Raw genomic sequence first — 23,114 nt, 5'->3', positions numbered from 1 at the left:
GGACGATGAACTTGGGGTGCGAGTTTAGGGCGAGATCGGCAGGCGGGGATAGATTTACCAGCCGGGGCCCATGAAGTCGGGGGGCGTGACCTGGATCTTGCCGGACCAGCCGACCAGGTAGCTGCCGAGAACCCAGCCGGTATCGGGGATGAAGCACCATTCGCTGTCGCGGCGGGTGCAGTATTCGAGCGGCACGGTGGTGCCGTCGGGGATGCGGCCGATGATGGGGTAGCCACGGCCGGGGCCGGAATAGACCGGGATATTGCCGCCGACGACGCGGGCGGTGGGCTCGGCGAGGGCCGGGCCGGCGGCGAGGATCAGGGCGAGGGCGGCGAGTAGCGGGCGCATGGGGGTGTTCCTAGCGCGGTTCCCTCTGTGTGTCATCGCGATATCCCAGGATGGATCCCCGCTTTCGCGGGGATGACATCGAGGGTTTGATGACATCGGGGGTGGGGTGGCGTCCGAGCCCATCGTTTGTGCCTAGAGCCGGGCGTGGGCCTGTTCGCCCATGTCGGTGTGGGCGCCGGTGAGGGCGGTGGTCAGCATCTTGGCGGTGGAGACGAGGCGATTGGGGCTGTCCCACAATTCGCCTTCCTCCGGGGTGACGGTGATCAGCCGGATGGACGGGTCGGAACTGTCTTCCCACCAGGCCTTGTCGAAGGCGGTCCACAGTTCCTCGATCTTCTGGCGATCATTGCTGATCTCGGCGCGGCCGGAGATCACCACGTATTTCTGGCCCTTGGTGTCGCTCCAGGCGAGCGAGACATAGGGGAAGCGCTCGATCTGCCAGTTCTTGCCGCCTTCCTCGTCCACCAGGAAGTAGATGGCGTGCTGGTCGCGCTTGACGCGGGCCGAGAGCGGGCGGGAGCGCTGGCGCTCGCCATCCCAGGTGGTGAACATGCAGAAATCGATGTCGTCGGCGAGCTCCCAGATGCGATCGACGATCTCGGCCTCGGACTTGTCGGAATGGGTGTCGTGGTCTTTCATCGCGAACTCCTTCGGTTGCCGGCTCAACGAGGGCACGCGGGAGCGGTTGCGACAAAGGGGTGTGAGGCGACGTGCGAAAGCGCCGCCCGGCCACGGGGTGGCGTCGCGGGGACACGGTGACGGGCGGCCATCGGCCCTTCCGAAACGAATGACGGACCAATGGCCGCCCGTCACGAACACGGATTTTCGGCGGGTCCGGACTCAGGCGCAACCATTATCGCAGGCGCGGCTGCCGACTTTCTGCCCACCCGGATGGGCGCCCCCATCCACCGGTCTTCCCGCCCGGCCCTGCGTCGGGGCCGCGTGACTGGCGGGAACGGCGGCAGTGTAGGACGAGGCCGCAGGGGCGGGGATAAGTTTCCGGAAAGCTCCGTGGTTTCAAGGGCATCGCCGCGGGCCGGCAACGGCCGCTCAGCGGTGCGGGCTCGGCAGGCCCTCGCTGTCATAGAGGGAGGGTTTCGGCGGCACGGTCTGCAGGTGCTTGTAGCGCTCCTCGAAATGGAGGGCACCGATGGTGAGGCGGCTGAGCAGGATGGTGAGATCGGCCACGGTCACCGGCGCGGCCGGGTCGAGCAGGTCGAAGCGGGGCAGGTCGGCATGGCGCCGGAATAGGCTGTTGGCGGCGCGCAGCATCTGGTTGACCTGGTGCACCGTCGCCGCGCCGACGGCGCCCGCGGGCTTGGCCTTGCGCAGGACATATTCGAAGGCGGCGAGCTCATAGCTCAGCCGGTTGTAGCGGAGGATGGCACGCTGGCCGAGTTCGGGCGGGTTGGACATGGCGGGCTCCCGGTTGAGTGCGGGAGAGGATAAGCCGGCCGGAGGGGGCGGGGATTGTTTTTGGGGGGTGGGCAAACTCGATCTGCCCCTCCCCCGCCTGAGGGGGAGGTTGGGCGGGGCCACCTAAGCTTCGAGTAAGGCGCGTTCACTCCTTGAACCCCTTCGCCTATGGGGATGATGCGCAGATGGCCGCCCCCGCCCCTCTGCGCATGCAGTTCTATCTCCTGAGCCCTCATCGGGTCAGTCCGAGGCTTGACTTCCAGCTCCGTGTCCCGCAGCGCCCTCGGGCCAAGCCCGAGGGCTTCGGCTAGTTGACCTCGCCGGACAGCGTATCCAGCTCCATCTCCTTGAGCCGCTTGACCTCGTCCCGGAGCCGTGCGGCCTTCTCGAACTCGAGGTTGGTGGCGGCTTCGCGCATTTCGCGTTCGAGGTCCTTGATCACCGCGGCGAGGTTGGCGCCGGCCTGGACCAGTTCCTTGCCGTCCTTGCCCTTGCCGATGGAGACGGTGACGTGGTCGCGTTCGTAGACGCTGTCGACGATGTCGTTGATGCGCGACTTCACCGATTGCGGGGTGATGCCGTTGGCCTCGTTGTAGGCGATCTGCTTTTCGCGGCGGCGGTTGGTTTCGGCGAGGGCGCGTTCCATCGAGCCGGTGACGGTGTCGGCATAGAGGATGACGCGGCCGTCGACGTTGCGGGCGGCGCGGCCGATGGTCTGGATCAGCGAGGTTTCGGAGCGCAGGAACCCTTCCTTGTCGGCATCGAGAATGGCGACGAGGCCGCATTCGGGGATGTCGAGGCCTTCGCGCAGGAGGTTGATGCCGACCAGGACGTCGAAGGCGCCGAGGCGGAGATCGCGGATGATCTCGATGCGCTCGATGGTGTCGACGTCGGAGTGCATGTAGCGGACGCGGATGCCCTGCTCGTGCATGTATTCGGTGAGGTCCTCGGCCATCTTCTTGGTGAGGACGGTGACGAGGGTGCGGTAGCCGTTGTTGATGGTCTGGCGGATCTCGTCGATGACGTCGTCGACCTGGGCCTTGGCTGGGCGCACTTCCACCGGGGGATCAATGAGGCCGGTGGGGCGAATGACCTGTTCGGCGAAGACGCCGCCGGTCTGCTCCATCTCCCATGAGCCGGGGGTGGCCGACACATAGACCGATTGCGGGCGCATGGCGTTCCACTCCTCGAAGCGGAGCGGGCGGTTGTCCATGCAGGAGGGGAGGCGGAAGCCGTATTCGGCGAGCGTTGCCTTGCGGCGGAGGTCACCGCGATACATGGCGCCGAGCTGGCCGATGGTGACGTGGCTTTCGTCGACGAAGACCAGGGCGTTGTCGGGCAGGTATTCGAACAGGGTCGGCGGCGGCTCGCCCGGCTTGCGGCCGGAGAAGTAGCGCGAATAGTTCTCGATGCCGGCGCAGGAGCCGGTGGCTTCCATCATCTCGAGGTCGAAGAGGGTGCGCTGCTCGAGGCGCTGGGCTTCGAGGAAGCGGCCGGCGCCGTTGAGCTCCTGCAGGCGCCCGGCGAGCTCCTGGCGGATCAGCTTGATGGCGCCGACGGTGGTGGCGCGCGGGGTCACGTGGTGGGAATTGGCGTAGATGCGGATGAAGGTGCGGTTGCCCACGGTCTTGCCGGTGAGCGGGTCGAACTCGACGATCTTCTCGATCTCGTTGCCGAACAGGGTGACGCGCCAGGCGGCGTCCTCGTAGTGGGAGGGGAAGATCTCCACCGTATCGCCGCGGACGCGGAAGGTGCCGCGGGTGAAACTCTGCTCGTTGCGCTTGTATTGCAGCGCGATCAGCTTGGCGAGGAGCTCGCGCTGGTCGACCTTCTCGCCGGGGCGGAGGTCGACGATCATGGCGGAATAGCCTTCCACCGAGCCGATGCCGTAGATGCACGACACCGAGGCGACGATGATGACGTCGTCGCGCTCCATCAACGCCCGCGTCGCCGAGTGGCGCATGCGGTCGATCTGCTCGTTGATGGTGGATTCCTTCTCGATATAGGTGTCGGTGCGCGGGACGTAGGCCTCGGGCTGGTAGTAGTCGTAGTAGGAGACGAAGTATTCCACCGCGTTCTCGGGGAAGAAGTTCTTGAACTCGCCATAGAGCTGGGCGGCCAGCGTCTTGTTGGGCGCCAGGATCAGCGCCGGGCGCTGGGTGCGCATGATGGTCTGGGCGACGGTGAAGGTCTTGCCCGAGCCGGTGACGCCGAGCAGGACCTGGTCGGTTTCGCCATTCTCGACGCCTTCCACCAGTTCGGCGATGGCGGTGGGCTGGTCGCCGCGCGGCTCGTAGTCGGTGACCAGTTTGAAGGGGCGGCCGCCTTCGGTCTTGGCCGGGCGGGCAGGGCGGTGCGGCACCCAGGGGGAGGAGCCTTCCACCTCCGGGCGGCCGTGGAGGATGATCTGCTCGAGCGCCTTCACCGTGGCGGTGACGCCGACGGTCTGCGCATCGGCGAGCGAGGCGGCGCCGGGGGTCCTGGCCTTGCGCTTGGCGGTGTCGACGGCCTCGCGCAGCTTGCCGAGGACTTCGGGATCCTTGGCGGCTTCGCGGGAGATGTCACGGGCGCTGAGCGCCTTGGCCGAGGGCTTGTGGTTGAAACCGGCCTGGGCGGGCTCGCTCATGCCATCGAAGCTGACGCGCTCGACGGAGTTGGCCTTGGAGCGCGCGGCCCTGGGCGCCATGCCGGTGGCGGTGTCGTAATTGGCCTTGGTGGTGCGGCGCTTCTCGAGCGGGGTTTTCGGCGTCGCAGCTTTCTTCTCGGCCGCCTCGGCGCGGTCGAGGGCGCGCTTGTTCTTCATGCGCTCGGCATAGAGGGGCTTGGACGCGGCGATGTCTTCGGCCTTCTCGATCTCGGCGAAGAACTCGTCGATCGAAAACTCGGTCTTGCCCGGGCGGGAAGATTTGGAGGCCATGGAGACACCTGTTCTGGGGATGCGTCTCAGATGGGGACAGAGGCGCCGCATGTAAAGGTTGCGCGGAGCTTAACACCCTGTGAACGGAGACGGAACCGCCGGTGCTGACAGAGGCTGGCAGCAGTGTCAGCGCGGGCGGGTGGCGAACCAGATGGTGTGGCGGGCGCCCTTGCCGGAGCGGGTGGCGCGGACGGCGACTTCCTCCACCGCGAAACCGGCCTGATGCAGGCGTCTGGTGAATTTCTCGTCCCGGTGCGAGGACCAGACGGCGAGATGGCCGCCGGGCACGAGCCGCGCATGGGCGGCGGCGAGGCCGGCGGGGCTGTAGAGCCGGTCGTTGCCGGGACGGGAGAGGCCGCCGGGGCCGTTGTCGACATCGAGCAGGATGGCGTCCCAGGGCGGGCCGGCGGCAATGGCGGCGGCGACGTCGCCCGCGTGGAGGCGGACGCGCGGATCGTCGAGGCTGGTGCCGTGGATGGGCGTCAGGGGACCGCGGGCCCAGGCGATCACGGCGGGGACGAGTTCGGCGACGACCAGTTCGGCGTCCTCGCCGAAGCTCGCAAGGGCGGCGCGCAGGGTGAAGCCCATGCCGAGGCCGCCGATCAGCACGCGCGGGGCCTTGCGGCCGGCGAGACGGGCAGCGGAGAGCGTCGCCAACTGTTCCTCGGAGCCGCTGAGGCGGCTGTTCATCAGCTCGGTGGTGCCGGACATGATGGAGAACTCGCTGCCGCGCTGCATCAGCTTCAGCACGCCGCCGCCGGGAACGGTGGTCTCGTCGAGCTTGATCCAGGGGAGCATGGGCGATCTTCGGTGGCGGCGGTCAGGAGCGCGGCGCAAGGTAGCGGCACGGGAGGGGATTGCAAGACAGCGTGTCGAAAGCGTGTGGGCCGGTTCGTCGGCGGGGTGTTGTGAGGGAGAAGACGATGACGGAAGTGAGTTGTGCGTGCGGGACGGTGCGGCTGGCGGCCGAGGGGGCGCCGATCACGGTTTCCGAGTGCCACTGCAGCAGTTGCCGGGACGCCGCGGGGCGAATGGCGCGGCTGCCGGGGGCGCCGGCGGTGGTGGGTGCGCAGGGTGGCACGTATTTCGTACTCTATCGCAAGGACCGGGTGCGCATCCTCTCCGGGCACGAGCGGCTGCGCAATTTCCGGCTGGGGCCGGAGCGGCAAACCCGGCGGGTGATCGCCACCTGCTGCAACACGCCGGTGCTGCTGGAGTTCAAGGGCGGGCACTGGGTGAGCCTCTATGGCAATCTGTGGCACGGCCAGGCGCTGCCGCCGCTGCGGCTCAGGACGATGACCGGGGACGCGCCGGGGGTGGTGTTCGACGACGGCGTGCCGGCGGGGCGGTGGCCGACGGCGAAGTTCTATGGGCAGTTGCTGGTGGCGTGGGCGGCGATGGGGTTCCGCTCGCCGGTGGTGGCGCTGGATACGCCGGAGGTGGAGTTGAAGGGGGCCGTCGCGGGTGGGGAGAGGCCCCCCACCTAACCTCCCCACCTTGCGGGGGAGGGACTGGCCGGTGGGTGTTGGGGCGGTGAGGCAGGCCCGATGCTCCCGTTCCCCCTTCAGGTTGAGGTTGGGTGGGGGTGGCTGCGCCGTCGCCAGAGCAGGAAGGCTTCGGCGGCGAGGAAAACTACAAGGCAGGCGATCGTGGTCGCGATCACCTCAGGGTAGCGGCCGGCATAGCCGTCGCCGGACGAGGTGTGGCGGATGAGGATGCCGGTGAAGGCCCAGAGCAGGACGAGGCCGTAGGCGTAGTCGTGGTTGCGCAGCATGACCACGGTGCCGATGGCCGCGGCGAGGGCGATGATGATCACCGTCCACCATTGCTCAGGAATGCCGAAGCGGTCCCAGCCGATGCTGACCAGCCAGACGGTGATGTTGGCGACGGTGGCGATGGTGATCCAGCCGAAATAGACGCTGAACGGTAGGCGGACCAGCCATTGCTCGCGTGTGGTCAGGGCCGCGTCGCGAAGGGTCGTGGCGATGATGGCGAGGATGACCAGGATGCAGATGATCAGCAGGGTTGAGAGCAGGATGTAGTCGTAGTGCCAGGCGAAAACCCACGCGGTGTTGGCCAGCGACGTCAGCGAGAAGAGGATGCCTACCCTGCGCAGGAGCGGCCCGTGTTGCGTGCCGGCGCTGTGAAACGCGCCCCACTGGTAGAGAATGTGGATGGCCAGGAGGGTGTAGATGAGGCTCCAGATGGAAAAGGTGATCCCCGCCGGCGTGAACAGGTTCTCGTAGATGTCGGAGATCTCGCCCGTTTCGCGGCCATTCAGCGGCAGGGCATTGGCCAGGTAGTTGGTGGCGACCATCACGAGGTAGGTCAGGGTGAGGAGGATTTTTACCGGCAGGTCGGCAGTTCGCATGGGGGACGGTTCTCCTGGGGCTCGGAGTGAACTCCAGGGGAAGGGGGATGGTTTCAGTCCCATAGGGAAGCCCCCACCTAACCTCCCCCGCGAGCGGGGGAGGGATGGGTCGAGGGTGTGGAGGGGCTGGCGCAGCCAGCCGGCGCCTTGGTCAGCGGAGCACGTAGACGATGCGGCGGGTACCGGGGTCCACCAGCACCGGCTGGCCGTTGATGTAGACGTACTGGTAGTCGTAGTCCGGGATCGCCTGCAGCGTGACGGTATCCGGCACCCCGGCGCCGATCACCACTTCGCCGTCGAGATAGACCGTGTCGACCGGGTTTGCCGTCACGTAGGTACGGGCGACTTCCGGCGGATCGATGACTGCACCGGCGGTCGCGCCGCTGGTTGCACCCACCGCGCCACCGATCGCGGCACCAACCGGGCCGCCGACCAAGGCACCGACGACGGCTCCCGTGGTGGCACCCGCTACCGCACCGCCAGCAGCGGTATCGCTGCCCTCGTAGGTGACCGTGGCGACGCCCACATCCGGATAACGCTCGGTCAGCACCACGACTTCACCGGAGAGGTCGGCCGTGAGGTAGTCCGAATAGGACCAGCCGCTGACGCCGTCATAGCTAACACGGCACCACTTGCTGCCGTCGAGGCAGCCCTCGACGATGGTGCTGTCGCCCGAGGCGATAAAGCCAATCGAGGCGTATTGCGGCCCCGGACCGGAGCGGATGTTGAGATCGGCGGTGGCCGTGGCGGAGACGGTTTGGGCGAAGGCCGGAACAGCGAACGCCGTGGTGGCCAGAGCGGTGGCGGTGAGAAGGGGGATTATCTTGTTCATGAGAAATCTCCTGGTGCCGCGTGTGCAGCGGTCACGAGCGGAAATGATGGAAGGGTCAGGTCATGTTTGGGCGTCAGCAGCACAGCGGCGCCAGCGACCAACAGCGTCGCCTTGAGCAGCGCCGCATATCGGCGCCGGCGCGTGTGAGTGAGCGCCACCATGCTCTATTCGGTGACCGTGACTTCGGGGAGGTCGACATTGACCGAGCCGCCATCGCCCGAGGTGCCGCCATTCACCAGCCACAGGATCAGGAGCACTGCCACCACAGCGGCGATGATTCCGCCGATGATGCCGAAGGGATTGCCGCCGCCGCCATCCACCACAACGGTGTCGTTCCGGGCCGGGCGCTCGACGACGGTTTCGCGTTCGATAGCCATTTTGAACCTCCGAGTTGTACGTGCAGGGACAACTCGGCGAAGGCGGCAAGGTTTCAGCTAAGCTTCTGAATTTCTTATGGAAATTCGCTGATGTGCCTGGTCAGCGTCTTGTCAGGCAAGGGGAGCGAGCATCGCCAATGCGTGGGTCTGCTGGCCGCTGCTGCGCCCCGAAGTTCCGGCACCGGCGGAGGGTTGATCGTCACACCGCTTCGGCGCCGCCCCGCTGCATCACCGCGGCGAAGAAGCCGTCGGTGCCGTGTTGGGCCGGGGTCAGGGAGAGATAGGGCTGGTCGAGCTGGAGGATGGTGCCGGTGGGGACGGTGCGGAAATCGGAATGGTTGGCGAGGAAGCTCGTGACCTGCTGCTCGTTTTCCTCGGGGAGCAGGGAGCAGGTGGCGTAGACCAGGCGGCCGCCGGGTTTCACCAGGCGGGCGGCGCTGGCGAGGATGCGGGACTGGAGGGCGACGAGGCTGTCGAGGCCCTGGTCTTCCGGCGAGCGCCAGCGGGCATCGGGGTTGCGGCGCCAGGTGCCGGTGCCGCTGCAGGGCGCGTCGACGAGGACGCGGCTGAAGCCGTGCTTGTGGCGCTTGATCCAGCGATCGGTCTCGCTGGCGAGCAGGCGCGTTTCGATGTTGTGGAGCCCGGCCTTGCGGAAGCGCTCGGCGGCGCGCTTGAGGCGCATTTCGCTGACATCGCAGGCGACGACATGGCCGCGGTTGCGCATCTGCGCGGCGATGGCGAGGGTCTTGCCGCCAGCGCCGGCGCAGAAATCGACGACACGCTCGCCGGGCTGGGCGTCGAGCAGCATGGCGACGAGCTGGGAGCCCTCGTCCTGGATCTCCACTTCGCCGGTCTTGAGCATGGGCAGCCGGGTGAGGGAGAGGCGCTGGCGCAGACGGATGCCGAGCGGCGACAGGGGCGTGGGGTCGGGATGGAGGCCTAGGTCGCGCAGGTCGGCCAGCATGGCTTCGCGCGTAGACCGGAGCGGATTGACCCGAAGGTCGAGCGGCGGCTCGGCGAGGGTTGCTTCCATTTCTGCTGCAAAGCGGTCCGTGAAGCGGCGCTGGAGTGGGGCGGCGGCCCAGTCAGGGCATTCGAGGCGCACGGAGTCCGGCATGGCCGGATGCGCGATGGTGGTGCCGCGGAGCTTGTCGAGCAGCGCGCGTTCGGTGGCGGGGAGCGGGCGCAGCAGCGCTTCGAGGTGGCTGGAGGGGGTGTTGTCGAGGGCGAGCCAGGCAAGCAGGCGGTGGCGCGGCGTGTCGGGAAGGCGGAGCCGTTCGAGCCACCAGCCGAGGCGGGCGTGGTGCCGGAGCAGGGTGTAGGCCAGCGCCAGCATGGGACCGCGATCGGAGTCGCCGATGTGGCGGTGAGCGCGGAACCAGGCGGATGCCTCCGCGTCGGCAGGACGGCGGGCGGCGGCGATGGCCTCGATCAGATCGAGAGTGGCGGTGAGGTGGGCGGCAGGAGACACGGGACAATCTGGTCGGGCGGAAGCGCCGCACCATAGGAGAGGGCGCTGCCGCTGACCATGGTTGTTGTGCCTTGGGACGCACCTCACCCGTCTGATGGGGCGGGGCGCGTCGGGGGTGTTACTCCGCCGGCAGAATGCGGGCGGTGGGGGCAGAAGCGGTGCTGGGGGCGAAGATGACCCAGGTGGCGATCAGGATGCCGGCGGCGGTGAGCAGCGACCCAGCCGCGACGAAGGGTTCCATGCCGGGGGTCTGCTTGAGCAGGAGGTAGAGCGAGGCGCTCATGATCACCACGCCGGCGGTGTAGAGCCAGAAGTGGATGCGCGGCAGCAGGCCTTCGGCCTTGGCGGGGTTCAGCGCGTAATAGCCGCCGAAGATGGCGCTGGTGACCCAACCGAGCAGGTTGATGTGAGCGTGGGCGCCGATGACGTCGTGGACCTGGGTGATCGACATGGCTAGGCCGAGGCCGATGCCGACCAGCAGGAACAGGATTCCGGCGCGAAAGAACAGATGTGACACGGATGGCATGATGGTTTTCTCCCCTGGTGCCGACGGAAGCTATGTCCCTCAAACTTCCGCAGCGCAGAAATAGTATGCCCACGGCGTGATGTTGCCACTTGTTTGGGTGGGCGGGTGCGGCCCGCAACGAATGGTCCGAGCTGCCGTTGTGGAGCGGCAGGAGGCGATCATGGCGGAACCCAAGCAGGTGGCGGATGTGAGCGGACCGGCGGAGGCGAACCGGACGCTGTCGCGCAATATCCGCGGCATTCTCGAGGACCGGCACGAGCGCGAGCGCTCGGCATCGCTGGAGAGCCGGGTGGCCGGGGCGATCAGCCGGTTCGCCGGCAGCATGGTGTTCGTCTATATCCACCTGGTGCTGTTCGGCGGCTGGATCCTGATCAATATCGGCTGGGTGCCGATCCTGCCGGCGTGGGACCCGTCGCTGGTGGTGCTGGCGATGGCGGCGTCGGTCGAGGCGATCTTCCTGTCGACCTTCGTGCTGATCAACCAGAACCGCATGGCGGCGCAGGACGATCTGCGCGCCGATCTCGACCTGCAGATCAGCCTGCTCAACGAGCACGAGACCACGCGCCTGCTTACGCTGGTCGACGCCATTGCCGAAAAGCTCGGGGTGCGAACGGAGCCTGACCCGGAGATCGAGGAGTTGAAGCAGGAGGTCGATCCGGCCGAGGTGATGCATCAATTGGCCGATGCGGAAACCACGGCGGCGGAAGATCCGGCGCGCTAGCTCTGCCGTGTGTCGAAATTCTCCGGTGTCGCTCGTCGGTTCGGTATCGGCGGCGCGGGGCCGCCAGGGAGAACGACATGAAGATCGCGGGTTGGGTGTTGAGCGTGCTGGTGGCGCTGTTTCTGGCGGGAGCCTCGGCGGCGCCGAAGCTGCTGGGGCTGGAGGCGGCGATTCAGCCGATGGAGGTGGTGGGCTGGCCGCTCAAATACCTGCTGCTGATCGGGCTGATCGAGATCGGCTGCATGGTGCTGTTCCTGATCCCGCAGACGGCGCTGCTCGGCGCGGTGCTCACCACCGGGCTGCTCGGCGGCTCGCTCGCGGCAAATCTGAGGGTGGATAATCCGCTGTTCAGCCACACGCTGTTCAGCATCTATCTCGGCATTGCGGTGTGGCTGGCGCTGTGGCTGCGCGAGGAACGGGTGCGGAGAGTGTTTCCGCTGGTTCGTTAAGTCCCGGCCGTAGGGCGTCAGTACACGCGGATCGAGGAGAGGTTGCGGACGAGGTATTGGTCCAGCACCGGCTGGGACGAGACGATGCGTTCGCAATAGCTCTGGAAGAAGCGGTCACGGCAGGCGGCGGCGGAGGCGCGGCCGATGACTTCCGCCGAGGCGAAGACGTTGTCGAGACCGCGCAGGGCCAGGTCGGGGAAGACCTCGCCACCGCCAGCGCAGAGGCGCGAGCCGGTGTAGTTGGTGCCGGTATAGAAGCAGATGGTGCCGCCTTCGCCATAGGCGTAATCGGGGTTGATGCCGCCGGGCCAGGGGGTGGAGGTGGTGCCGAAGGAGACGTGATCCTTGCTGGCCCAGCCGCGGCCGCCGGGGCCGTCGACGACGCACCACAGGCGCTGGCAGCGCAGGATCTTGATGGCGGTGTCGGCGGGGATTTCGCCGGTGACGGCGTAGACCGGACCGGGGCCGTCGCGCAGCGTCAGGTGCGCCGTGCTCCAGCCGTGACTACCGGACTCGGAGGCGGCAAAAGCGGCGGGGACCATGGTGGCGAGAGCCAGGGCGATGGCGGCGAAACGGCGCAGAGCAAGCATGAGCGACCCCGAAGCAGAAGTGCGGCGAGACTAGCGCGCAGCACAGATGACGCAAAGCGTAAAAAAGGCGCCGCGAACGGCGCCCTTGATTGGTGTTGCCCGTGCCGCTTAGCGGACGCGGATCGAGGCGATGTAGTCGTCGAAGTCGCCCAGATTGCGCGCGCTGGTGGTGTAGGTGCGGCAGTTGCGGAAGTTCCGCTCCGAGCAGACCTGCACCGACAGGCCATCGCTGTTGTCGATGGAGGAGATGCGGTCGCGCCAGTCGCCCAGGTTGCGAATGCTCTCGCCCTGCTCAAGGCAGAAGCTGCCGCCGCGGAAATTGGTGCGGTCGAAGAAGCAGACTTCGCCGAACGTGGGCTGCGGGCGCGGGCGCGGAGACGGGCCGGGACGCGGCGGCTGCGGCTGCTGGCCGACGCCGAAGTTGATCGACGGACCGCCAGGCACCTGGATGCCGAAGTTGATGCCAGGCTGGGATGGGTTCACCGGATTGCCGCCGGCACTGAGATAGTTGGCCGAAACCCAGCCATCGGGGCCCGCCTTGACGATGTAGCACCAGGAGCCCTGGCACTGCTGCACATCGACCTGGGTGCCGCGACGAGCCGTGTCGACCACCTCGTAATTGGTGCCGGGGCCGGAGCGCACGTTGACGTTGCTGGTCACGGTGCCGGGGGCCGCCTGAGCGGCGGGAAGAAAGACGACGACCGCCGTAGCCGCGACGGCGGTCGCGGTGGCGAGATTGAGCAGCATCTTGCGAGTATGGCGGTTCATTCTTGCGCTCCTGCGGCTGGCGGGCGGCCCCGGTTATCGGAGCGACGCTGTTCGACCGACAGCCATTGTTTCGAGTTGTCCCTGAAACGGAGCGGCCCAAAAAAGGGTTCCGGCTCGAGGGACGAGAGCAACAACGGGCCATTGGCGGCAGTCGCTGCTGTGGATGAGGTGCCACTCCGAGGCTGAATGGCACCTGAATGCTTTGGCAGGCTAGTAAACCTCGACCGAGGTGACCCGCGAGTCCAGTTCACGCGGCAGACGCGAGGCGTCGGAGCGCAGCGTCACGCAGGCGCCGGCGAAGTTGCGATTGCTGCACAGATCGACGCGGGCGCCGCCGAAAACCTCTACGGAGCGGATCCGGTCATCCCAGTTGCGGAGCCGCGCAAAGCTTTCGCCTTCCTCCAGGCAGAAGCTGGAGCCGCGGAAATTGCGCTCGCTGTAGAAGCAGGCACCGGCATCTTCCCATTGCGGCGGCTGCGGTTGTGGTTGGGGCCAGGGTTGCGGCTGTGGCCAGGGCTGGGGCTGCGGCCATGGTTGTGGCTGCGGCCAGGGCTGCGGCTGTGGCCAGGGGGCGGGCTGCGGCTGAGGCTGTGGCTGCGGCTGTGGCTGACGTTGTCCGCGGGTGAAGGCGATGAACCGGTCCTGGACGTAGCCTGACTGGCCATTGAAGCTGATGGGGCAGAAGCCGCCTCCGCACTGGCCCACCTCGACTGCCTGATTGGCGGGCACCAGGCCAAGCGGCTGGGCTTCCAGGCTCGGCCCGGAGTAGAGGGTTGCCTCGGACTTCAGGATGCCGGGTATGGCGAAGGCGGCAGTGGTGCTGGCCACCAGAGCCAGAAGGGCGAGAACGCCCAGGCGGAACTTCTTCATTGAACTGACTCCAAGCCGACCTCGAGGGCCGTTGACCTGTTGCAACATATGGCAGCTGAGCGCTGGCTGAACGGAACCGTTCAGCCGGATCAGGGCGGGGCGGCGGAGTTGATTGCGCGCTTGCGGCCGTGTTCGTCGAGGGCGACGTAGACGTAGCGGGCCTGGGTGACCTTGACGCGGTCGTCGAGACGGCCGCGGCGGACCCAGGCTTCGATGGCGACGGTGATCGAGGTGGTGCCGATGCGTTCGATGGCGGTGTAGACGCAGAGGATGTCACCGACCTTGACCGGAGCGATGAAGGTCATGGCTTCGACGGCGACGGTGACGACGCGGCCCTGAACGCGCTCGACGGCAGCAATAGCGCCGGCGATATCCATCTGGCTCATCACCCAGCCGCCGAAGATGTCGCCGGCGGGGTTGGTGTCGGCCGGCATAGCCAGGGTGCGGATGGTGAGGGTGCCGGTGGGTTCGGTGGTTGATTGATCCATGGTTCAGGGGCCCTTCACGGGCCAACGGCCCACCGCTTCTTCCCAGTGCCGGCGGCAGAGGGAGATATAGACCGATTTTTCGATGGCGACCTGATCGCCCTCGGTGAGGACACGGCCTTCGCTGTCCTGGCGGACGACCATGGTGGCCTTGGCGCCGCACTCGCAAATGGTGCGGATTTCGCGCAGGGAGTCGGCGATGGCGAGCAGTTCGCGGGAGCCGGGGAAGAGCTGGCCCTGGAAATCGGTGCGCAGGCCGAAGCACATCACCGGCACTTTGAGGCGGTCGGCGACGCGGGCGAGCTGCCAGACCTGATCGGGGGCGAGGAACTGCGCTTCATCGACGAGGACGCAATCGACCTTGGCTTCTTCGATGTGGTCGCGGACGGAGATGTAGAGGTCTGTGTCGGCGGAATAGAGCTCGGCCGGCTCGGAGATGCCGATCCGCGAGGAGATGAGTCCGATTCCGTCGGTGACATAGAGGGCCGAGGTGTAGAGCAGCGGCCGCATGCCGCGCTCTCGATAGTTGTAGGCGGCCTGAAGCAGGAGCGTGGACTTGCCCGCATTCATCGCCGCATAGGAAAAATAGAGCTTGGCCACCGTGAGGCTCCGTCGTTGCGGCTGTTGTGGCGGAGAGCTGCGCCGCGGGCGAGCGGGAAAGGCGGTGCTCCACAAAAAAGACGCCGTCGCCCGCTTGAGACAAAAAGATGCCGCCCGAAAAACTGGGCGGCAAGTGCCTTGGGGGTCGACGGAGACCGGGCCGTGGGCCGGGTGCTCCCACCGGCGCGGCGAGGGTTCGCGGGGCCGGGTTCCGCAACAGGGGATGAACGGAACACGGCAAGGCTATGGATGGGATGTGACGTTGCGATGACGGGAACCGTTCAGCCGCAGTTCAGCTTGGAGCGGGCACTGTGCGGTCCGGAAATCTGGAGACCTTGATGACGAAAATCTTGCGGATGGCGCTGGCGCTGGCGTTGGGGATGAGCGCGGTGGCGCCGGTTGCGGCCTCGCCGGTGGGCGTGTGGGAGATCGAAATGCGCGATTCCCGCTACAACGTCACACTGTGCGGCGACGGCACGCAGTTGTGCGGTGAACTGATCTGGCTCGGCAATGGTGCCGACAATGCCGAGAACCTGCCCTACATGAACACCATGGTCATCGACCATGCGCCGCAGATCGGACCCAACCGCTGGAAGGGGACGCTGAACCTTTACGGCCACCGGGCGGAAGGGACGATCACCCAGGTGAGCGAGAACCAGATCACGCTCAAGGGCTGCGTGCTGCTGGTGATCTGCAAGACGTATCAGATGTATCGGTACGCGCAGTAGGGATACCGCTGCTATGCCTGCAGGGTGGATCCCCGCCTTCGCGGGGATGACCTTGTGGGTTGCACCGTCTCAGTTCGTCGGCTTGATCGCGTGCTGGCGGCGGCGTTCGAGCAAAGGCGGCAGGCCTTCGGCGGTGACGATGGCGAGGAAGATCAGCGCGGCGCCAAGATAGCCGACCGGCGGCAGGCGTTCGCCGAGCAGCGAGGCGCCGCCGAGGGCGGCGAATAGCGATTCTGCCGAGAGGATGACCGCAGCGTTGGCGGGCGGCACGTATTGCTGGCCAACGGCCTGCAGGGTGAAGCCGACAGCGGTGGACAGAACGCCGGCATAGAGAATCTCGAGCCAACCGGCGCTGATGCCTGAGAGCGTCGGCGCTTCGGTGGGCAGCGCTATGACGGTGGCGAGAATGCCGGCGACGAGGAAGCTTGCGGCAGAGACGGTGATCGGCAGGCCGGTGGTGCGGGCAAGATGGCCGAGCAGGGTGACGTGGAAGCCCCAGAACACAGCGCTGATGATGATCATCACGTCGCCGACCGTGAAGCTTTCGAGCTGGCCGCCATTGAGCAGGTAGATGCCGACGAGTGCGGCGGGGACGGCGAGCCACACCGCAGGGTGGGGCAGGACGCGGAACAGGAGCCAGCCGACCACGGGGACGAAGAAGACGTAGAGGCCGGTGAGAAAGCCGCCATTGGTGACGGTGGTGGTTGCGAGACCTGCCTGCTGCAGCCAGGAGCCGCCGAAGAAGGCGAGGCACATGACGGCGGTGGCGAGGAGGTCGGCGCGGGTGAAGGCGCGCTTGCGGCGGCGGTATTCCCACAGGGCGAGGGGCAGCACCAGCAAGCCGCCGAGCAGGTAGCGCGTGCCGGCAAAGGTGAGCGGGCCCATCGAGTCCATGGCCGTCTTCTGGGCGATGAAGGCGAAGCCCCAGAGTGCGGTGCAGATGATGAGGAGCAGGGTCGCGAGGGGGCGGGGCATGGAGGGTTCAGGTGGGTGTGGAGGCAAACCCCTCATCCGCCCCTTCGGGGCACCTTCTCCCGCAAGGGGAGAAGGGGGGCGTCGGTGTGGGGGCAGGGTCGTGCAAGCTCTAGAGCTCGGCGTCGAGGGCGGCGATGAGCTGCTGGATTTCTTCGGGCGTGGTGTAGTGGACGAAGGAGAGGCGGAGGACGCCGTGATTGGGGTCGATGCCGACGGCTTCAAGCAGGCGCCAGGCGTAGAAATGACCGCCGCCGGCCATGATGCCGTGGCGGGATAACCGTTTGGCGACTTCGGCGCCAGGATCGCGATGGGCGATGGCGATGGTGGGAGCACGCTTTTCCGGGTCGTCGGGACCGATCAGGCGGATGTCGTTGCGGCGGCGCAGGTAGTCGAGCAGGGGCGTCGCCAGCGCGATCTCCTGGGCGCGCATGGCGGCATGGGCACGGCGGAAGGGGTCGGCGCCGGGGAGGTCAGCGGGAGCCAGGGCGGCCACGGCTTCGAGGTAGTCGACAACGCCGGCGGCGGCGGCGATCTGGGCGTGGTCGGGGCCGGCGGGCGTCAGGCGGTAGCGGGGCTTCTTGTCGTTGAAGAAGTGGCCCTGGTTGGGGAGTTCGGCCGCGAGTTCGGGGCGGATGGCGAGAACGCCCTGATGCGGGCCATACACCTTGTAGGTCGAGAAGAAATAGATATCGGCGCCGAGCGCGGCGAGGTCGGGTAGGCCGTGGGACGTGTAGCTCACGCCGTCGATTGCGGTGACGGCACCGACGGCGTGGGCGCGGGCGACAATGTCGGCGACGGGATTGATCTCGCCGGCAATATTTGAGCAATGCGGGGCGCTGACGAGCCGTATCTTGCTGTCGAGGAGACGCTCGAGATCGGCGAGGGCGAGGCGGCCGGTTTCGGGGTCGACCTTCCACTCGCGCACTTCGACGCCCTGGAGCTCGAGCCGGCGCCAGGCACCGCCATTGGCTTCGTGGTCCTGATCGGTGACGACAATGGCGTCGCCCGGCTTCAGCCAGCCGGCGAAGGCGTTGCCGAGCACATAGGTGTTGGCGGAGGAGGAGGGGCCGAACTGGATCCAGTCGGGGGAGACGTTGAGCGCCTGGGCCATGCGGGTGAAGGCGAGGTCCATCGCTCCGCCGGCTTCGGCGGACGCGGCATAGACGCCGTAGGGCTGGACCTTGGTGGCGCGATAGTAGCGCTCGAGCCGGTCGAGGACCGGCTGGGCGGTGTAGGAACCGCCGGCATTCTCGAAAAAGGCCTGACCCTGGAGGCTCGGTTCGGCGAAGGCGGGGAAGAACGCGCGGATGCGCGCCGGGTCGAGCGGCAGGCTGGTCATGGTCGGGTCCGGAGGTTTGGTCCGGACCCAGTGGTAGTGGATGGTCGCGAGCTTGGGAAGGGTGGTGCTTTCCAACTGTGCTCGTGGCCCCACCCCACCCTCGGTCCCTCCCCATCGAGGGGAGGGAGGCGAAGGGTGAGATGCCCGTGTTCATCGTCTCCCTCCCTTGGGAGGAGGGATCACGGGTGAGGCCGGTGTCAGCCTTCGGTCGTCGGCTCGGGCGCTTCTTCGGCGTTGGTCTTGCCGGGGCCGAAGAGGCGGAAGTGGGGGCGCCCCTCTCGGCGGGGCTTCAGGGTATCGAGCTGTTCGTCGGTGAGGCTGTCGAAGAAGGCGGTGAGGCTAGGCTCGACGGCTTCCATGGCCTCGAGGCGGGCGCGCTCGATGGCGAGGCGATCGGAGAAGCGGCCGGCGATGTCGAGGTCTTCGTCGTTGTTCGCCGGCTTGAGGCCTTCGACCGTGGCCTCCAGCTCCGTGGCGGCGGCAAGGGCAGCCTCGCGGAAGGCGTCGAAGAGCGGCTGCTGCTCGGCGGTGAGGTCCACCCGGTGGCTGAGGCGGACAAGGGCAACCTCCACCGCTTCGGCGCCGGCGCCGAAGCCGAAGAAGCCGCCGCCGAACCCGCGCGGGCCGAAGCCGGGGCCGCCATGCATGGGGCCGGGGCCGGCATGGTGGCGATGGATCTGCACGGGGCCGTCCATCGGTCCCTGCGCGAAGGCAGGTGCCGCGGCGGAAAGGCCGATGGTGGCGGTGAGGAGGGCGATCAGGGCCGTCGAATGGAGCGTCTTCATGGCGTGTTCCTCTGCATGGGTGCCGGGGAGGTACCGGCATGCGAGGAAAGTAGGTGAGCCAAGCTGTTCACGTCCTTGCGAGGCGATGAAAGCTTCGCAAGGTTGGTAAGGTTCAAGGCCTGAGGTCGCGAAGCCCGGAGGTCAGCAGGGTGAGGCCGAGCCCGCTGAAGGCGGCACCGAAGGCAGCGCCGATCCAGCGCCAGAAGCGGTTGTAGGCGCGGGTGGCGAGCGGGGTGGAGAACAGCAGCCCGTAGCCGCCATAGATCACCAGGGCCGACACGGCGACCACCGGACCGAAGGCAAGGACGTGACCATTGCCGAGGCCGCTGCCGAACAGGAAGGTGGCAATGGCGATCCACATCAGGGCCGCCTTGGGATTGGTCATGACCACGAGGAAGCCGCGGCGCCAGGCGGCGAAGGCGGACAGGGGCGCCGCGCGGGCGAGCAGGCGGGGATCAAGCCCGCGGGCGGCACCGATGAGGCCGCGGACGCCGATATAGAGCAGGTACAGCCCGCCGACGAACTTCAGCAGAACCAGGAACGCCGGAACCGCGGCGAAGAGCGCCCCGAGCCCGAGCGCGGTCAGCAGCGCCCAGACCAGGGTGCCGGAGGCGATGCCGCTGACGACCAGCAGGGCCCGGCCGCGCCCGCGGCCAAGGGCGGTCTCGGCCACCGCGAACATGTTCGGGCCGGGGGAGGCCTGGGCGGCGACGACGCCGAGCCAGGCGAGGAAGAAGGCGTGGAGCATGGTTGGGTCTCAGGAGGCGATGTAGCTGCGCAGTTCTTCGGCCTCGTGCTCGACCTCTTCGATCTTGAGCTTCACAACGTCGCCGATGGAGACGATGCCCACGAGTTCACCATCTTCCACGACCGGAACATGGCGGATGCGGCGGCGGGTCATGGTTTCCATGATGTCCGAGATCGGGGCGGTGCGCCCGGTGGTCACGACGGCGCGGCTCATGCAGTCGGCGACGCGGAGCGACAGGGTTGCGGCAGGATCGGTGCCGAGGCGGCGAACGACGTCGCGTTCGGAGAGGATGCCGGTGACCTCGCCATCAGCGGAGGTGACGACTACGGCCCCGATATTGTGCTGGTTGAGCAGGGCCACGGCCTCGGCGAGGGTGGCGGTTTCGGGCAGGGTGTGAACCAGAGTGCCCTTGGACTTGAGGATGGTCTCGACAAGCATGGTCAGTTCCTCCTTGCGAGGGAGGAGTGTGAACCTCTGCGACGACAAGGGCAATCAGCCGGAAGGCGAACAAGAAAACGGCCGGCTTGCGCCGGCCGAGTTGTCGTCAGGAGCCTAAGAACTCCCTGGCTAACCCTCTCGGGAGGAAAGAGGGCGCCGGGAGGATGGCCGAGGAAGCTCGGCCGGCAAGGGGCCGCGCCAGGCAAAGCGCGACACCTCGCAAAGGATCGCCACCACCAACAGAGTGAGCGGCACCATGAACACGGCAATCTGCGTGTCCGGTTGGCTGGCCAGGTTCGCCGCCGCTGCCGGGGTGACCCCGGCAAACAGGGCCGCCGCAGCACCGACCGTGGCTACCAGCCCCGAAAGGACTGCATAGAGGCGGATGCGGAAGCGGTGCGGAGAAGAAGACTTGGGCATGGGATCGTCGTGCCTGACCAGTGGCGATGACGATCATAGAGCGCGTGGAATGGGCCGGCAGTGGGTTGATGGTGGGGCAATTTTGTGGCGGAGGCGGGCAGGTCATCGGCATCCGAGAGGCTGATAACCCCCCCCCACCCGCACCCTCCCCTTGAGAGGGGGAGGGGAGGCGAAGGACCGGTGCTTCTGGCAGGGCAAGCAAGCGGAGGCGCTCAGGTGTGGATGAGGCTGGCGGGGCGGGGGCCGGTCAGGCGGGGGCGGCTGAACCAGGTGTGGGGGATCAGCGTGCCGCCCCTGCGGCCGGAGGTGCCGGTGCGAGTCTGGTGAATGGCAGCCGGCTCTTCCCAGTGATCGTGGTAGTAGCCCTTGAAGACATAGCTGGCGGGGATCATGGATGCTCTCCTTGAATCGGTTCAATCTGGTAACGAACTGGCGCTTGAACCGGTTCAAATATGCGCTCTCAGTTAGCCTCGGTCAAGCAGAATTTGAACCGATACAACGATTCTGCTATCCTCCTGGAATGGCCAGAAAAGTTGCAGCCGAAGACGGGGTGAAGCTTCGCGACGTCGCCCGCGAGGCGGGGGTGTCGCAGGGCACGGCATCGAACGTGTTCAACAAGCCGGAGCTGGTGCGCGAGGAGGTGCGCGAACGGGTGCTGGCCGTGGCGGAGAAGCTCGGCTATGGCGGGCCGAGCGTTGCGGGGCGGCTGTTGCGGGCGGGCCGGGTGAACGCGGTCGGCGTCGCCGCCATCGAGCCGCTGAGCTACTTTTTCGAGGATCTGTGGGCGCGCGACCTGCTCAAGCATATCTCGGACATCTGCGACGCGCAGGGGGCCGGGGTGGCGCTGGTGTCGGCGCTCAGCGAAGAGCGGGTCGACTGGAACATCCAGTCGGCGGTGGTGGACGGATTCATCCTGCTGTGCGTCGAAGGCGGGGAGCGCCTGGTGGAAGTGACCCGGGCGCGCAAGCTCCCCTATGTGGCGCTGGCGATCGGGGCGGGCGACACGACGGTGCCGGCCATTGGGGTCGACAACGTCCTCGGCGCCCGGCTGGCGGCGGAGCACCTGATCGAGCTCGGACACCGCCGCTTCGGGATCCTGTCGACGGAACTCAGCCCCAAGCATGCCGGGCGGGTGACGCCGGCGGAGATCGAGGCGGCGCTCTATTCGACGTCGCGGGATCGTGCCCATGGTTATTGGCAGGCGCTGGAAGCGGCGGGGATCGGGCGCGAGACGGTGCCGGTGTTCGAGACGCAGGCTGCCTCGGCGACGATCGCGGCGGCGATGGAGGGGTTGTTCAGCGGGCCGGGAACGCCGACGGCGATCCTCGCGATGTCGGATCGGGTGGCGATGCAGGCGATCGACTGGCTGTTTCGCAATGGGCGGACGGTGCCGGGGGATGTGTCGGTGGTGGGCTTCGACGGCGTGCCGGAATCGGCAGTCTCGACGCCGAAGCTGACCACGGTGGAGCAGCCGATGGCGGAGATCGCGCGGCGGGCGGTGGATGCAGCGCTCGGTGGAGTGCAGGTGGAAGGGCGCTACCTGCTGACGCCGAAGCTGGTGGTGCGGGAGACGACGGCGGTACCGCAATAGGGGCTCGGGAAGAGCCCCTCACCCCCGGCCCCTCTCCCCGGAGGGGCGAAGGGAGTCGCGTCGGAGTGCGAGAAGAGGCCCCACTCTGAGGTTGCAGGCGGCGGGAAGTGCCAGTATCGCTCCGGCGGCAATGCGGGAGGATGCGATGGGGTTCTTGTCGGAGGCTTTGGGGCGGGTGGCGCCGTCGGCGACGGTGGCGATTTCACAGAAGGCGCGCACCATGGCGGCCGAGGGACGCGAGGTGATCGCGCTCTCCGCCGGCGAGCCGGATTTCGACACGCCCGAGCATGTGCGCGAAGCGGCGATCGCCGCCATCCATGGCGGGAAGACGCGCTACACCAATGTCGATGGCATTCTCGAGCTCAAGGAAGCGGTGGCGGCGAAGTTCCGGCGCGACAACGGGCTGGACGTAACGGCCGCCGACTGCTTCGTGTCGTCGGGCGGCAAGCAGATTATCTTCAACGCCCTGATGGCGACGCTGAACCCCGGCGACGAGGTGGTGGTGCCGGTGCCCTATTGGGTGAGCTACCCCGAAATCGTGCGGCTGTGCGGCGCCGAGCCGGTGCTGGCGGTGGCGGATGCTTCGACCGGCTTCAAGCTGACACCCGAGGCGCTGGAAGCGGCGATCAGCCCGCGGACCAAGTGGCTGATCCTCAACACGCCGTCCAACCCGAGCGGGGCCGCCTATACCGCCGCGGAGCTCAAGGGACTGGCGGAGGTGCTGGTGCGGCACGAGCACGTGCACATCCTCACCGACGATATCTATGAAGTGCTGGTCTATGACGGCGGCAGCTTCGCGACCATTGCCCAGGTGGAACCGGCGCTGCAGCCGCGGACACTGACCATGAACGGGGTGTCGAAGTCGCACGCCATGACCGGCTGGCGCATCGGCTACTGCACCGGACCGCGGCCGCTGCTCGGGGCGATGCTGAAGCTGCAGAGCCAGTCGACGACCAACCCGACCTCGATCTCGCAATGGGCTGCCGTGGCGGCGCTGAACGGGCCGCAGGACTTCCTCGCCGACTGGCGCCGGACGTTCCAGGGGCGGCGCGACCTCGTGGTGGCGGGGCTCAATGCCGCCGCGGGAGTCGAGTGCCTGACGCCGGAGGGGGCATTCTATGTGTTCCCGTCCTGTGCGGCGCTGCTGGGCAAGACCAGCGCCGGTGGACGCAAGCTGATCACCGACGAGGACTTCGTGCTTGGCCTGCTGGAGGAAACCGGGGTGGCGCTGGTGCATGGCAGCGCCTTCGGGCTCGCCGGCCATTTCCGGCTGAGCTATGCCGCCAGCAATGCCGAGCTCGAAGCGGCGGTGCGCAAGACTCAGCAGTTCTGCAGCGGCGTGGCCTGAC

General features: G+C 67.3%; 28 protein-coding genes. 6 read left to right on the top strand and 22 right to left on the bottom strand.

Annotated elements, in window-relative coordinates:
- Positions 1 to 54: 54 nt before the first annotated feature.
- From ACFSX5_RS03490 to ACFSX5_RS03470, 5 genes are all read right to left on the bottom strand, one after another.
- Complete coding sequence (locus ACFSX5_RS03490; RefSeq protein WP_386831813.1) at positions 55 to 348, bottom strand: SH3 domain-containing protein; 294 nt, start codon at positions 346 to 348, stop codon at positions 55 to 57.
- A 132-nt stretch (positions 349 to 480) separates the two neighbouring features.
- Positions 481 to 987, bottom strand: coding sequence for a pyridoxamine 5'-phosphate oxidase family protein (locus tag ACFSX5_RS03485; RefSeq protein ID WP_386831811.1), 507 nt, complete (start codon positions 985 to 987; stop codon positions 481 to 483).
- A 411-nt stretch (positions 988 to 1,398) separates the two neighbouring features.
- Complete coding sequence (locus ACFSX5_RS03480; protein WP_386831809.1) at positions 1,399 to 1,764, bottom strand: hypothetical protein; 366 nt, start codon at positions 1,762 to 1,764, stop codon at positions 1,399 to 1,401.
- Between the two features lie 307 nt (positions 1,765 to 2,071).
- A complete protein-coding gene (uvrB, locus tag ACFSX5_RS03475; RefSeq protein ID WP_386835568.1) occupies positions 2,072 to 4,450 on the bottom strand; it encodes an excinuclease ABC subunit UvrB in 2,379 nt (792 codons plus the stop codon).
- A gap of 357 nt (positions 4,451 to 4,807) precedes the next feature.
- On the bottom strand, positions 4,808 to 5,479 hold the full coding sequence (locus ACFSX5_RS03470) for a spermidine synthase (RefSeq protein WP_386831807.1): 672 nt from the start codon (positions 5,477 to 5,479) through the stop codon (positions 4,808 to 4,810).
- A 125-nt stretch (positions 5,480 to 5,604) separates the two neighbouring features.
- Here ACFSX5_RS03470 and ACFSX5_RS03465 point away from each other — a divergent pair, with 125 nt between their 5' ends.
- Entirely contained in the window at positions 5,605 to 6,168 is a 564-nt protein-coding gene (locus ACFSX5_RS03465; protein WP_386831805.1) for a GFA family protein, read from the top strand.
- Positions 6,169 to 6,245: 77 nt separating this feature from the next.
- On the opposite strand, the gene ACFSX5_RS03460 is transcribed toward ACFSX5_RS03465, so the two are convergent.
- The 5 genes from ACFSX5_RS03460 to ACFSX5_RS03440 all read right to left on the bottom strand — a co-directional run bounded on the left by ACFSX5_RS03460 (position 6,246) and on the right by ACFSX5_RS03440 (position 10,258).
- On the bottom strand, positions 6,246 to 7,052 hold the full coding sequence (locus ACFSX5_RS03460) for a hypothetical protein (RefSeq protein ID WP_386831803.1): 807 nt from the start codon (positions 7,050 to 7,052) through the stop codon (positions 6,246 to 6,248).
- 151 nt (positions 7,053 to 7,203) lie between these two features.
- Entirely contained in the window at positions 7,204 to 7,884 is a 681-nt protein-coding gene (locus ACFSX5_RS03455) for a DUF1236 domain-containing protein (protein WP_386831801.1), read from the bottom strand.
- Between the two features lie 164 nt (positions 7,885 to 8,048).
- Entirely contained in the window at positions 8,049 to 8,261 is a 213-nt protein-coding gene (locus tag ACFSX5_RS03450) for a hypothetical protein (protein ID WP_386831799.1), read from the bottom strand.
- Positions 8,262 to 8,460: 199 nt separating this feature from the next.
- Entirely contained in the window at positions 8,461 to 9,732 is a 1,272-nt protein-coding gene (locus tag ACFSX5_RS03445) for an RsmB/NOP family class I SAM-dependent RNA methyltransferase (RefSeq protein ID WP_386831797.1), read from the bottom strand.
- A 118-nt stretch (positions 9,733 to 9,850) separates the two neighbouring features.
- The gene (locus ACFSX5_RS03440) at positions 9,851 to 10,258 is read right to left on the bottom strand and encodes a hypothetical protein (protein ID WP_386831796.1); all 408 of its coding nucleotides are present in this window, start codon (positions 10,256 to 10,258) and stop codon (positions 9,851 to 9,853) included.
- Between the two features lie 160 nt (positions 10,259 to 10,418).
- Between ACFSX5_RS03440 and ACFSX5_RS03435 the strand changes: the two genes are divergently transcribed.
- The gene (locus ACFSX5_RS03435) at positions 10,419 to 10,979 is read left to right on the top strand and encodes a DUF1003 domain-containing protein (protein ID WP_386831794.1); all 561 of its coding nucleotides are present in this window, start codon (positions 10,419 to 10,421) and stop codon (positions 10,977 to 10,979) included.
- Positions 10,980 to 11,056: 77 nt separating this feature from the next.
- Positions 11,057 to 11,428 (top strand): DoxX family protein, encoded by a 372-nt coding sequence (locus ACFSX5_RS03430; protein ID WP_386831792.1) that lies wholly within the window; start codon positions 11,057 to 11,059, stop codon positions 11,426 to 11,428.
- Positions 11,429 to 11,445: 17 nt separating this feature from the next.
- On the opposite strand, the gene ACFSX5_RS03425 is transcribed toward ACFSX5_RS03430, so the two are convergent.
- The 5 genes from ACFSX5_RS03425 to ACFSX5_RS03405 form a co-directional block, all read right to left on the bottom strand.
- On the bottom strand, positions 11,446 to 12,018 hold the full coding sequence (locus tag ACFSX5_RS03425; protein ID WP_386831791.1) for an SH3 domain-containing protein: 573 nt from the start codon (positions 12,016 to 12,018) through the stop codon (positions 11,446 to 11,448).
- 108 nt (positions 12,019 to 12,126) lie between these two features.
- Complete coding sequence (locus ACFSX5_RS03420; RefSeq protein ID WP_386831789.1) at positions 12,127 to 12,786, bottom strand: SH3 domain-containing protein; 660 nt, start codon at positions 12,784 to 12,786, stop codon at positions 12,127 to 12,129.
- Positions 12,787 to 12,996: 210 nt separating this feature from the next.
- A complete protein-coding gene (locus tag ACFSX5_RS03415; RefSeq protein ID WP_386831787.1) occupies positions 12,997 to 13,656 on the bottom strand; it encodes a peptidase inhibitor family I36 protein in 660 nt (219 codons plus the stop codon).
- Between the two features lie 89 nt (positions 13,657 to 13,745).
- Entirely contained in the window at positions 13,746 to 14,144 is a 399-nt protein-coding gene (locus ACFSX5_RS03410) for an acyl-CoA thioesterase (RefSeq protein ID WP_386831786.1), read from the bottom strand.
- Between the two features lie 3 nt (positions 14,145 to 14,147).
- Positions 14,148 to 14,741, bottom strand: coding sequence for a thymidine kinase (locus tag ACFSX5_RS03405; protein ID WP_386831784.1), 594 nt, complete (start codon positions 14,739 to 14,741; stop codon positions 14,148 to 14,150).
- A 338-nt stretch (positions 14,742 to 15,079) separates the two neighbouring features.
- On the opposite strand from ACFSX5_RS03405, the gene ACFSX5_RS03400 reads away from it, so the two are divergent.
- The gene (locus tag ACFSX5_RS03400) at positions 15,080 to 15,469 is read left to right on the top strand and encodes a hypothetical protein (protein ID WP_386831782.1); all 390 of its coding nucleotides are present in this window, start codon (positions 15,080 to 15,082) and stop codon (positions 15,467 to 15,469) included.
- Positions 15,470 to 15,538: 69 nt separating this feature from the next.
- Here ACFSX5_RS03400 and ACFSX5_RS03395 read toward each other — a convergent pair whose 3' ends face one another.
- The 7 genes from ACFSX5_RS03395 to ACFSX5_RS03365 all read right to left on the bottom strand — a co-directional run bounded on the left by ACFSX5_RS03395 (position 15,539) and on the right by ACFSX5_RS03365 (position 20,566).
- Positions 15,539 to 16,444: a DMT family transporter gene (locus ACFSX5_RS03395; RefSeq protein WP_386831780.1), complete on the bottom strand. Its 906-nt coding sequence runs from the start codon at positions 16,442 to 16,444 to the stop codon at positions 15,539 to 15,541.
- Between the two features lie 109 nt (positions 16,445 to 16,553).
- Positions 16,554 to 17,858 carry an aminotransferase class V-fold PLP-dependent enzyme gene (locus ACFSX5_RS03390; protein ID WP_386831778.1) on the bottom strand — a complete coding sequence of 435 codons (1,305 nt, stop codon included), beginning with the start codon at positions 17,856 to 17,858 and terminating at the stop codon, positions 16,554 to 16,556.
- Positions 17,859 to 17,980: 122 nt separating this feature from the next.
- Positions 17,981 to 18,568, bottom strand: coding sequence for a Spy/CpxP family protein refolding chaperone (locus ACFSX5_RS03385; protein WP_386831777.1), 588 nt, complete (start codon positions 18,566 to 18,568; stop codon positions 17,981 to 17,983).
- Positions 18,569 to 18,680: 112 nt separating this feature from the next.
- A complete protein-coding gene (locus tag ACFSX5_RS03380; RefSeq protein ID WP_386831775.1) occupies positions 18,681 to 19,316 on the bottom strand; it encodes a LysE family translocator in 636 nt (211 codons plus the stop codon).
- Positions 19,317 to 19,325: 9 nt separating this feature from the next.
- The gene (locus ACFSX5_RS03375; protein ID WP_386831773.1) at positions 19,326 to 19,754 is read right to left on the bottom strand and encodes a CBS domain-containing protein; all 429 of its coding nucleotides are present in this window, start codon (positions 19,752 to 19,754) and stop codon (positions 19,326 to 19,328) included.
- A gap of 129 nt (positions 19,755 to 19,883) precedes the next feature.
- Entirely contained in the window at positions 19,884 to 20,174 is a 291-nt protein-coding gene (locus tag ACFSX5_RS03370) for a hypothetical protein (protein ID WP_386831771.1), read from the bottom strand.
- Positions 20,175 to 20,386: 212 nt separating this feature from the next.
- Positions 20,387 to 20,566 carry a hypothetical protein gene (locus tag ACFSX5_RS03365; protein ID WP_386831769.1) on the bottom strand — a complete coding sequence of 60 codons (180 nt, stop codon included), beginning with the start codon at positions 20,564 to 20,566 and terminating at the stop codon, positions 20,387 to 20,389.
- A 128-nt stretch (positions 20,567 to 20,694) separates the two neighbouring features.
- Here ACFSX5_RS03365 and ACFSX5_RS03360 point away from each other — a divergent pair, with 128 nt between their 5' ends.
- Positions 20,695 to 21,765 (top strand): LacI family DNA-binding transcriptional regulator, encoded by a 1,071-nt coding sequence (locus tag ACFSX5_RS03360; RefSeq protein WP_386831767.1) that lies wholly within the window; start codon positions 20,695 to 20,697, stop codon positions 21,763 to 21,765.
- 145 nt (positions 21,766 to 21,910) lie between these two features.
- Positions 21,911 to 23,113 carry a pyridoxal phosphate-dependent aminotransferase gene (locus tag ACFSX5_RS03355; RefSeq protein ID WP_386831765.1) on the top strand — a complete coding sequence of 401 codons (1,203 nt, stop codon included), beginning with the start codon at positions 21,911 to 21,913 and terminating at the stop codon, positions 23,111 to 23,113.
- Position 23,114: the final 1 nt, after the last annotated feature.

Source organism: Devosia albogilva, assembly GCF_042685625.1.
Taxonomy (GTDB): Bacteria; Pseudomonadota; Alphaproteobacteria; order Rhizobiales; family Devosiaceae; genus Devosia; species Devosia albogilva.
This window is presented reverse-complemented; position numbering and strand designations above follow the sequence as displayed.

What these genes read in the sequence shown, in the direction of transcription:
- ACFSX5_RS03490 (WP_386831813.1), bottom strand. Translation starts at nt 348, where the DNA reads ATGCGCCCGCTACTCGCCGCCCTCGCCCTGATCCTCGCCGCCGGCCCG.
- ACFSX5_RS03385 (WP_386831777.1), bottom strand. Translation starts at nt 18,568, where the DNA reads ATGAAGACGCTCCATTCGACGGCCCTGATCGCCCTCCTCACCGCCACC.
- ACFSX5_RS03485 (WP_386831811.1), bottom strand. Translation starts at nt 987, where the DNA reads ATGAAAGACCACGACACCCATTCCGACAAGTCCGAGGCCGAGATCGTC.
- ACFSX5_RS03395 (WP_386831780.1), bottom strand. Translation starts at nt 16,444, where the DNA reads ATGCCCCGCCCCCTCGCGACCCTGCTCCTCATCATCTGCACCGCACTC.
- ACFSX5_RS03400 (WP_386831782.1), top strand. Translation starts at nt 15,080, where the DNA reads ATGACGAAAATCTTGCGGATGGCGCTGGCGCTGGCGTTGGGGATGAGC.
- ACFSX5_RS03465 (WP_386831805.1), top strand. Translation starts at nt 5,605, where the DNA reads ATGACGGAAGTGAGTTGTGCGTGCGGGACGGTGCGGCTGGCGGCCGAG.
- ACFSX5_RS03360 (WP_386831767.1), top strand. Translation starts at nt 20,695, where the DNA reads ATGGCCAGAAAAGTTGCAGCCGAAGACGGGGTGAAGCTTCGCGACGTC.
- ACFSX5_RS03440 (WP_386831796.1), bottom strand. Translation starts at nt 10,258, where the DNA reads ATGCCATCCGTGTCACATCTGTTCTTTCGCGCCGGAATCCTGTTCCTG.
- ACFSX5_RS03375 (WP_386831773.1), bottom strand. Translation starts at nt 19,754, where the DNA reads ATGCTTGTCGAGACCATCCTCAAGTCCAAGGGCACTCTGGTTCACACC.
- ACFSX5_RS03480 (WP_386831809.1), bottom strand. Translation starts at nt 1,764, where the DNA reads ATGTCCAACCCGCCCGAACTCGGCCAGCGTGCCATCCTCCGCTACAAC.
- ACFSX5_RS03415 (WP_386831787.1), bottom strand. Translation starts at nt 13,656, where the DNA reads ATGAAGAAGTTCCGCCTGGGCGTTCTCGCCCTTCTGGCTCTGGTGGCC.
- ACFSX5_RS03470 (WP_386831807.1), bottom strand. Translation starts at nt 5,479, where the DNA reads ATGCTCCCCTGGATCAAGCTCGACGAGACCACCGTTCCCGGCGGCGGC.
- ACFSX5_RS03460 (WP_386831803.1), bottom strand. Translation starts at nt 7,052, where the DNA reads ATGCGAACTGCCGACCTGCCGGTAAAAATCCTCCTCACCCTGACCTAC.
- ACFSX5_RS03410 (WP_386831786.1), bottom strand. Translation starts at nt 14,144, where the DNA reads ATGGATCAATCAACCACCGAACCCACCGGCACCCTCACCATCCGCACC.
- uvrB (WP_386835568.1), bottom strand. Translation starts at nt 4,450, where the DNA reads ATGGCGCCCAGGGCCGCGCGCTCCAAGGCCAACTCCGTCGAGCGCGTC.
- ACFSX5_RS03435 (WP_386831794.1), top strand. Translation starts at nt 10,419, where the DNA reads ATGGCGGAACCCAAGCAGGTGGCGGATGTGAGCGGACCGGCGGAGGCG.
- ACFSX5_RS03455 (WP_386831801.1), bottom strand. Translation starts at nt 7,884, where the DNA reads ATGAACAAGATAATCCCCCTTCTCACCGCCACCGCTCTGGCCACCACG.
- ACFSX5_RS03425 (WP_386831791.1), bottom strand. Translation starts at nt 12,018, where the DNA reads ATGCTTGCTCTGCGCCGTTTCGCCGCCATCGCCCTGGCTCTCGCCACC.
- ACFSX5_RS03370 (WP_386831771.1), bottom strand. Translation starts at nt 20,174, where the DNA reads ATGCCCAAGTCTTCTTCTCCGCACCGCTTCCGCATCCGCCTCTATGCA.
- ACFSX5_RS03355 (WP_386831765.1), top strand. Translation starts at nt 21,911, where the DNA reads ATGGGGTTCTTGTCGGAGGCTTTGGGGCGGGTGGCGCCGTCGGCGACG.
- ACFSX5_RS03365 (WP_386831769.1), bottom strand. Translation starts at nt 20,566, where the DNA reads ATGATCCCCGCCAGCTATGTCTTCAAGGGCTACTACCACGATCACTGG.
- ACFSX5_RS03450 (WP_386831799.1), bottom strand. Translation starts at nt 8,261, where the DNA reads ATGGCTATCGAACGCGAAACCGTCGTCGAGCGCCCGGCCCGGAACGAC.
- ACFSX5_RS03380 (WP_386831775.1), bottom strand. Translation starts at nt 19,316, where the DNA reads ATGCTCCACGCCTTCTTCCTCGCCTGGCTCGGCGTCGTCGCCGCCCAG.
- ACFSX5_RS03430 (WP_386831792.1), top strand. Translation starts at nt 11,057, where the DNA reads ATGAAGATCGCGGGTTGGGTGTTGAGCGTGCTGGTGGCGCTGTTTCTG.
- ACFSX5_RS03420 (WP_386831789.1), bottom strand. Translation starts at nt 12,786, where the DNA reads ATGAACCGCCATACTCGCAAGATGCTGCTCAATCTCGCCACCGCGACC.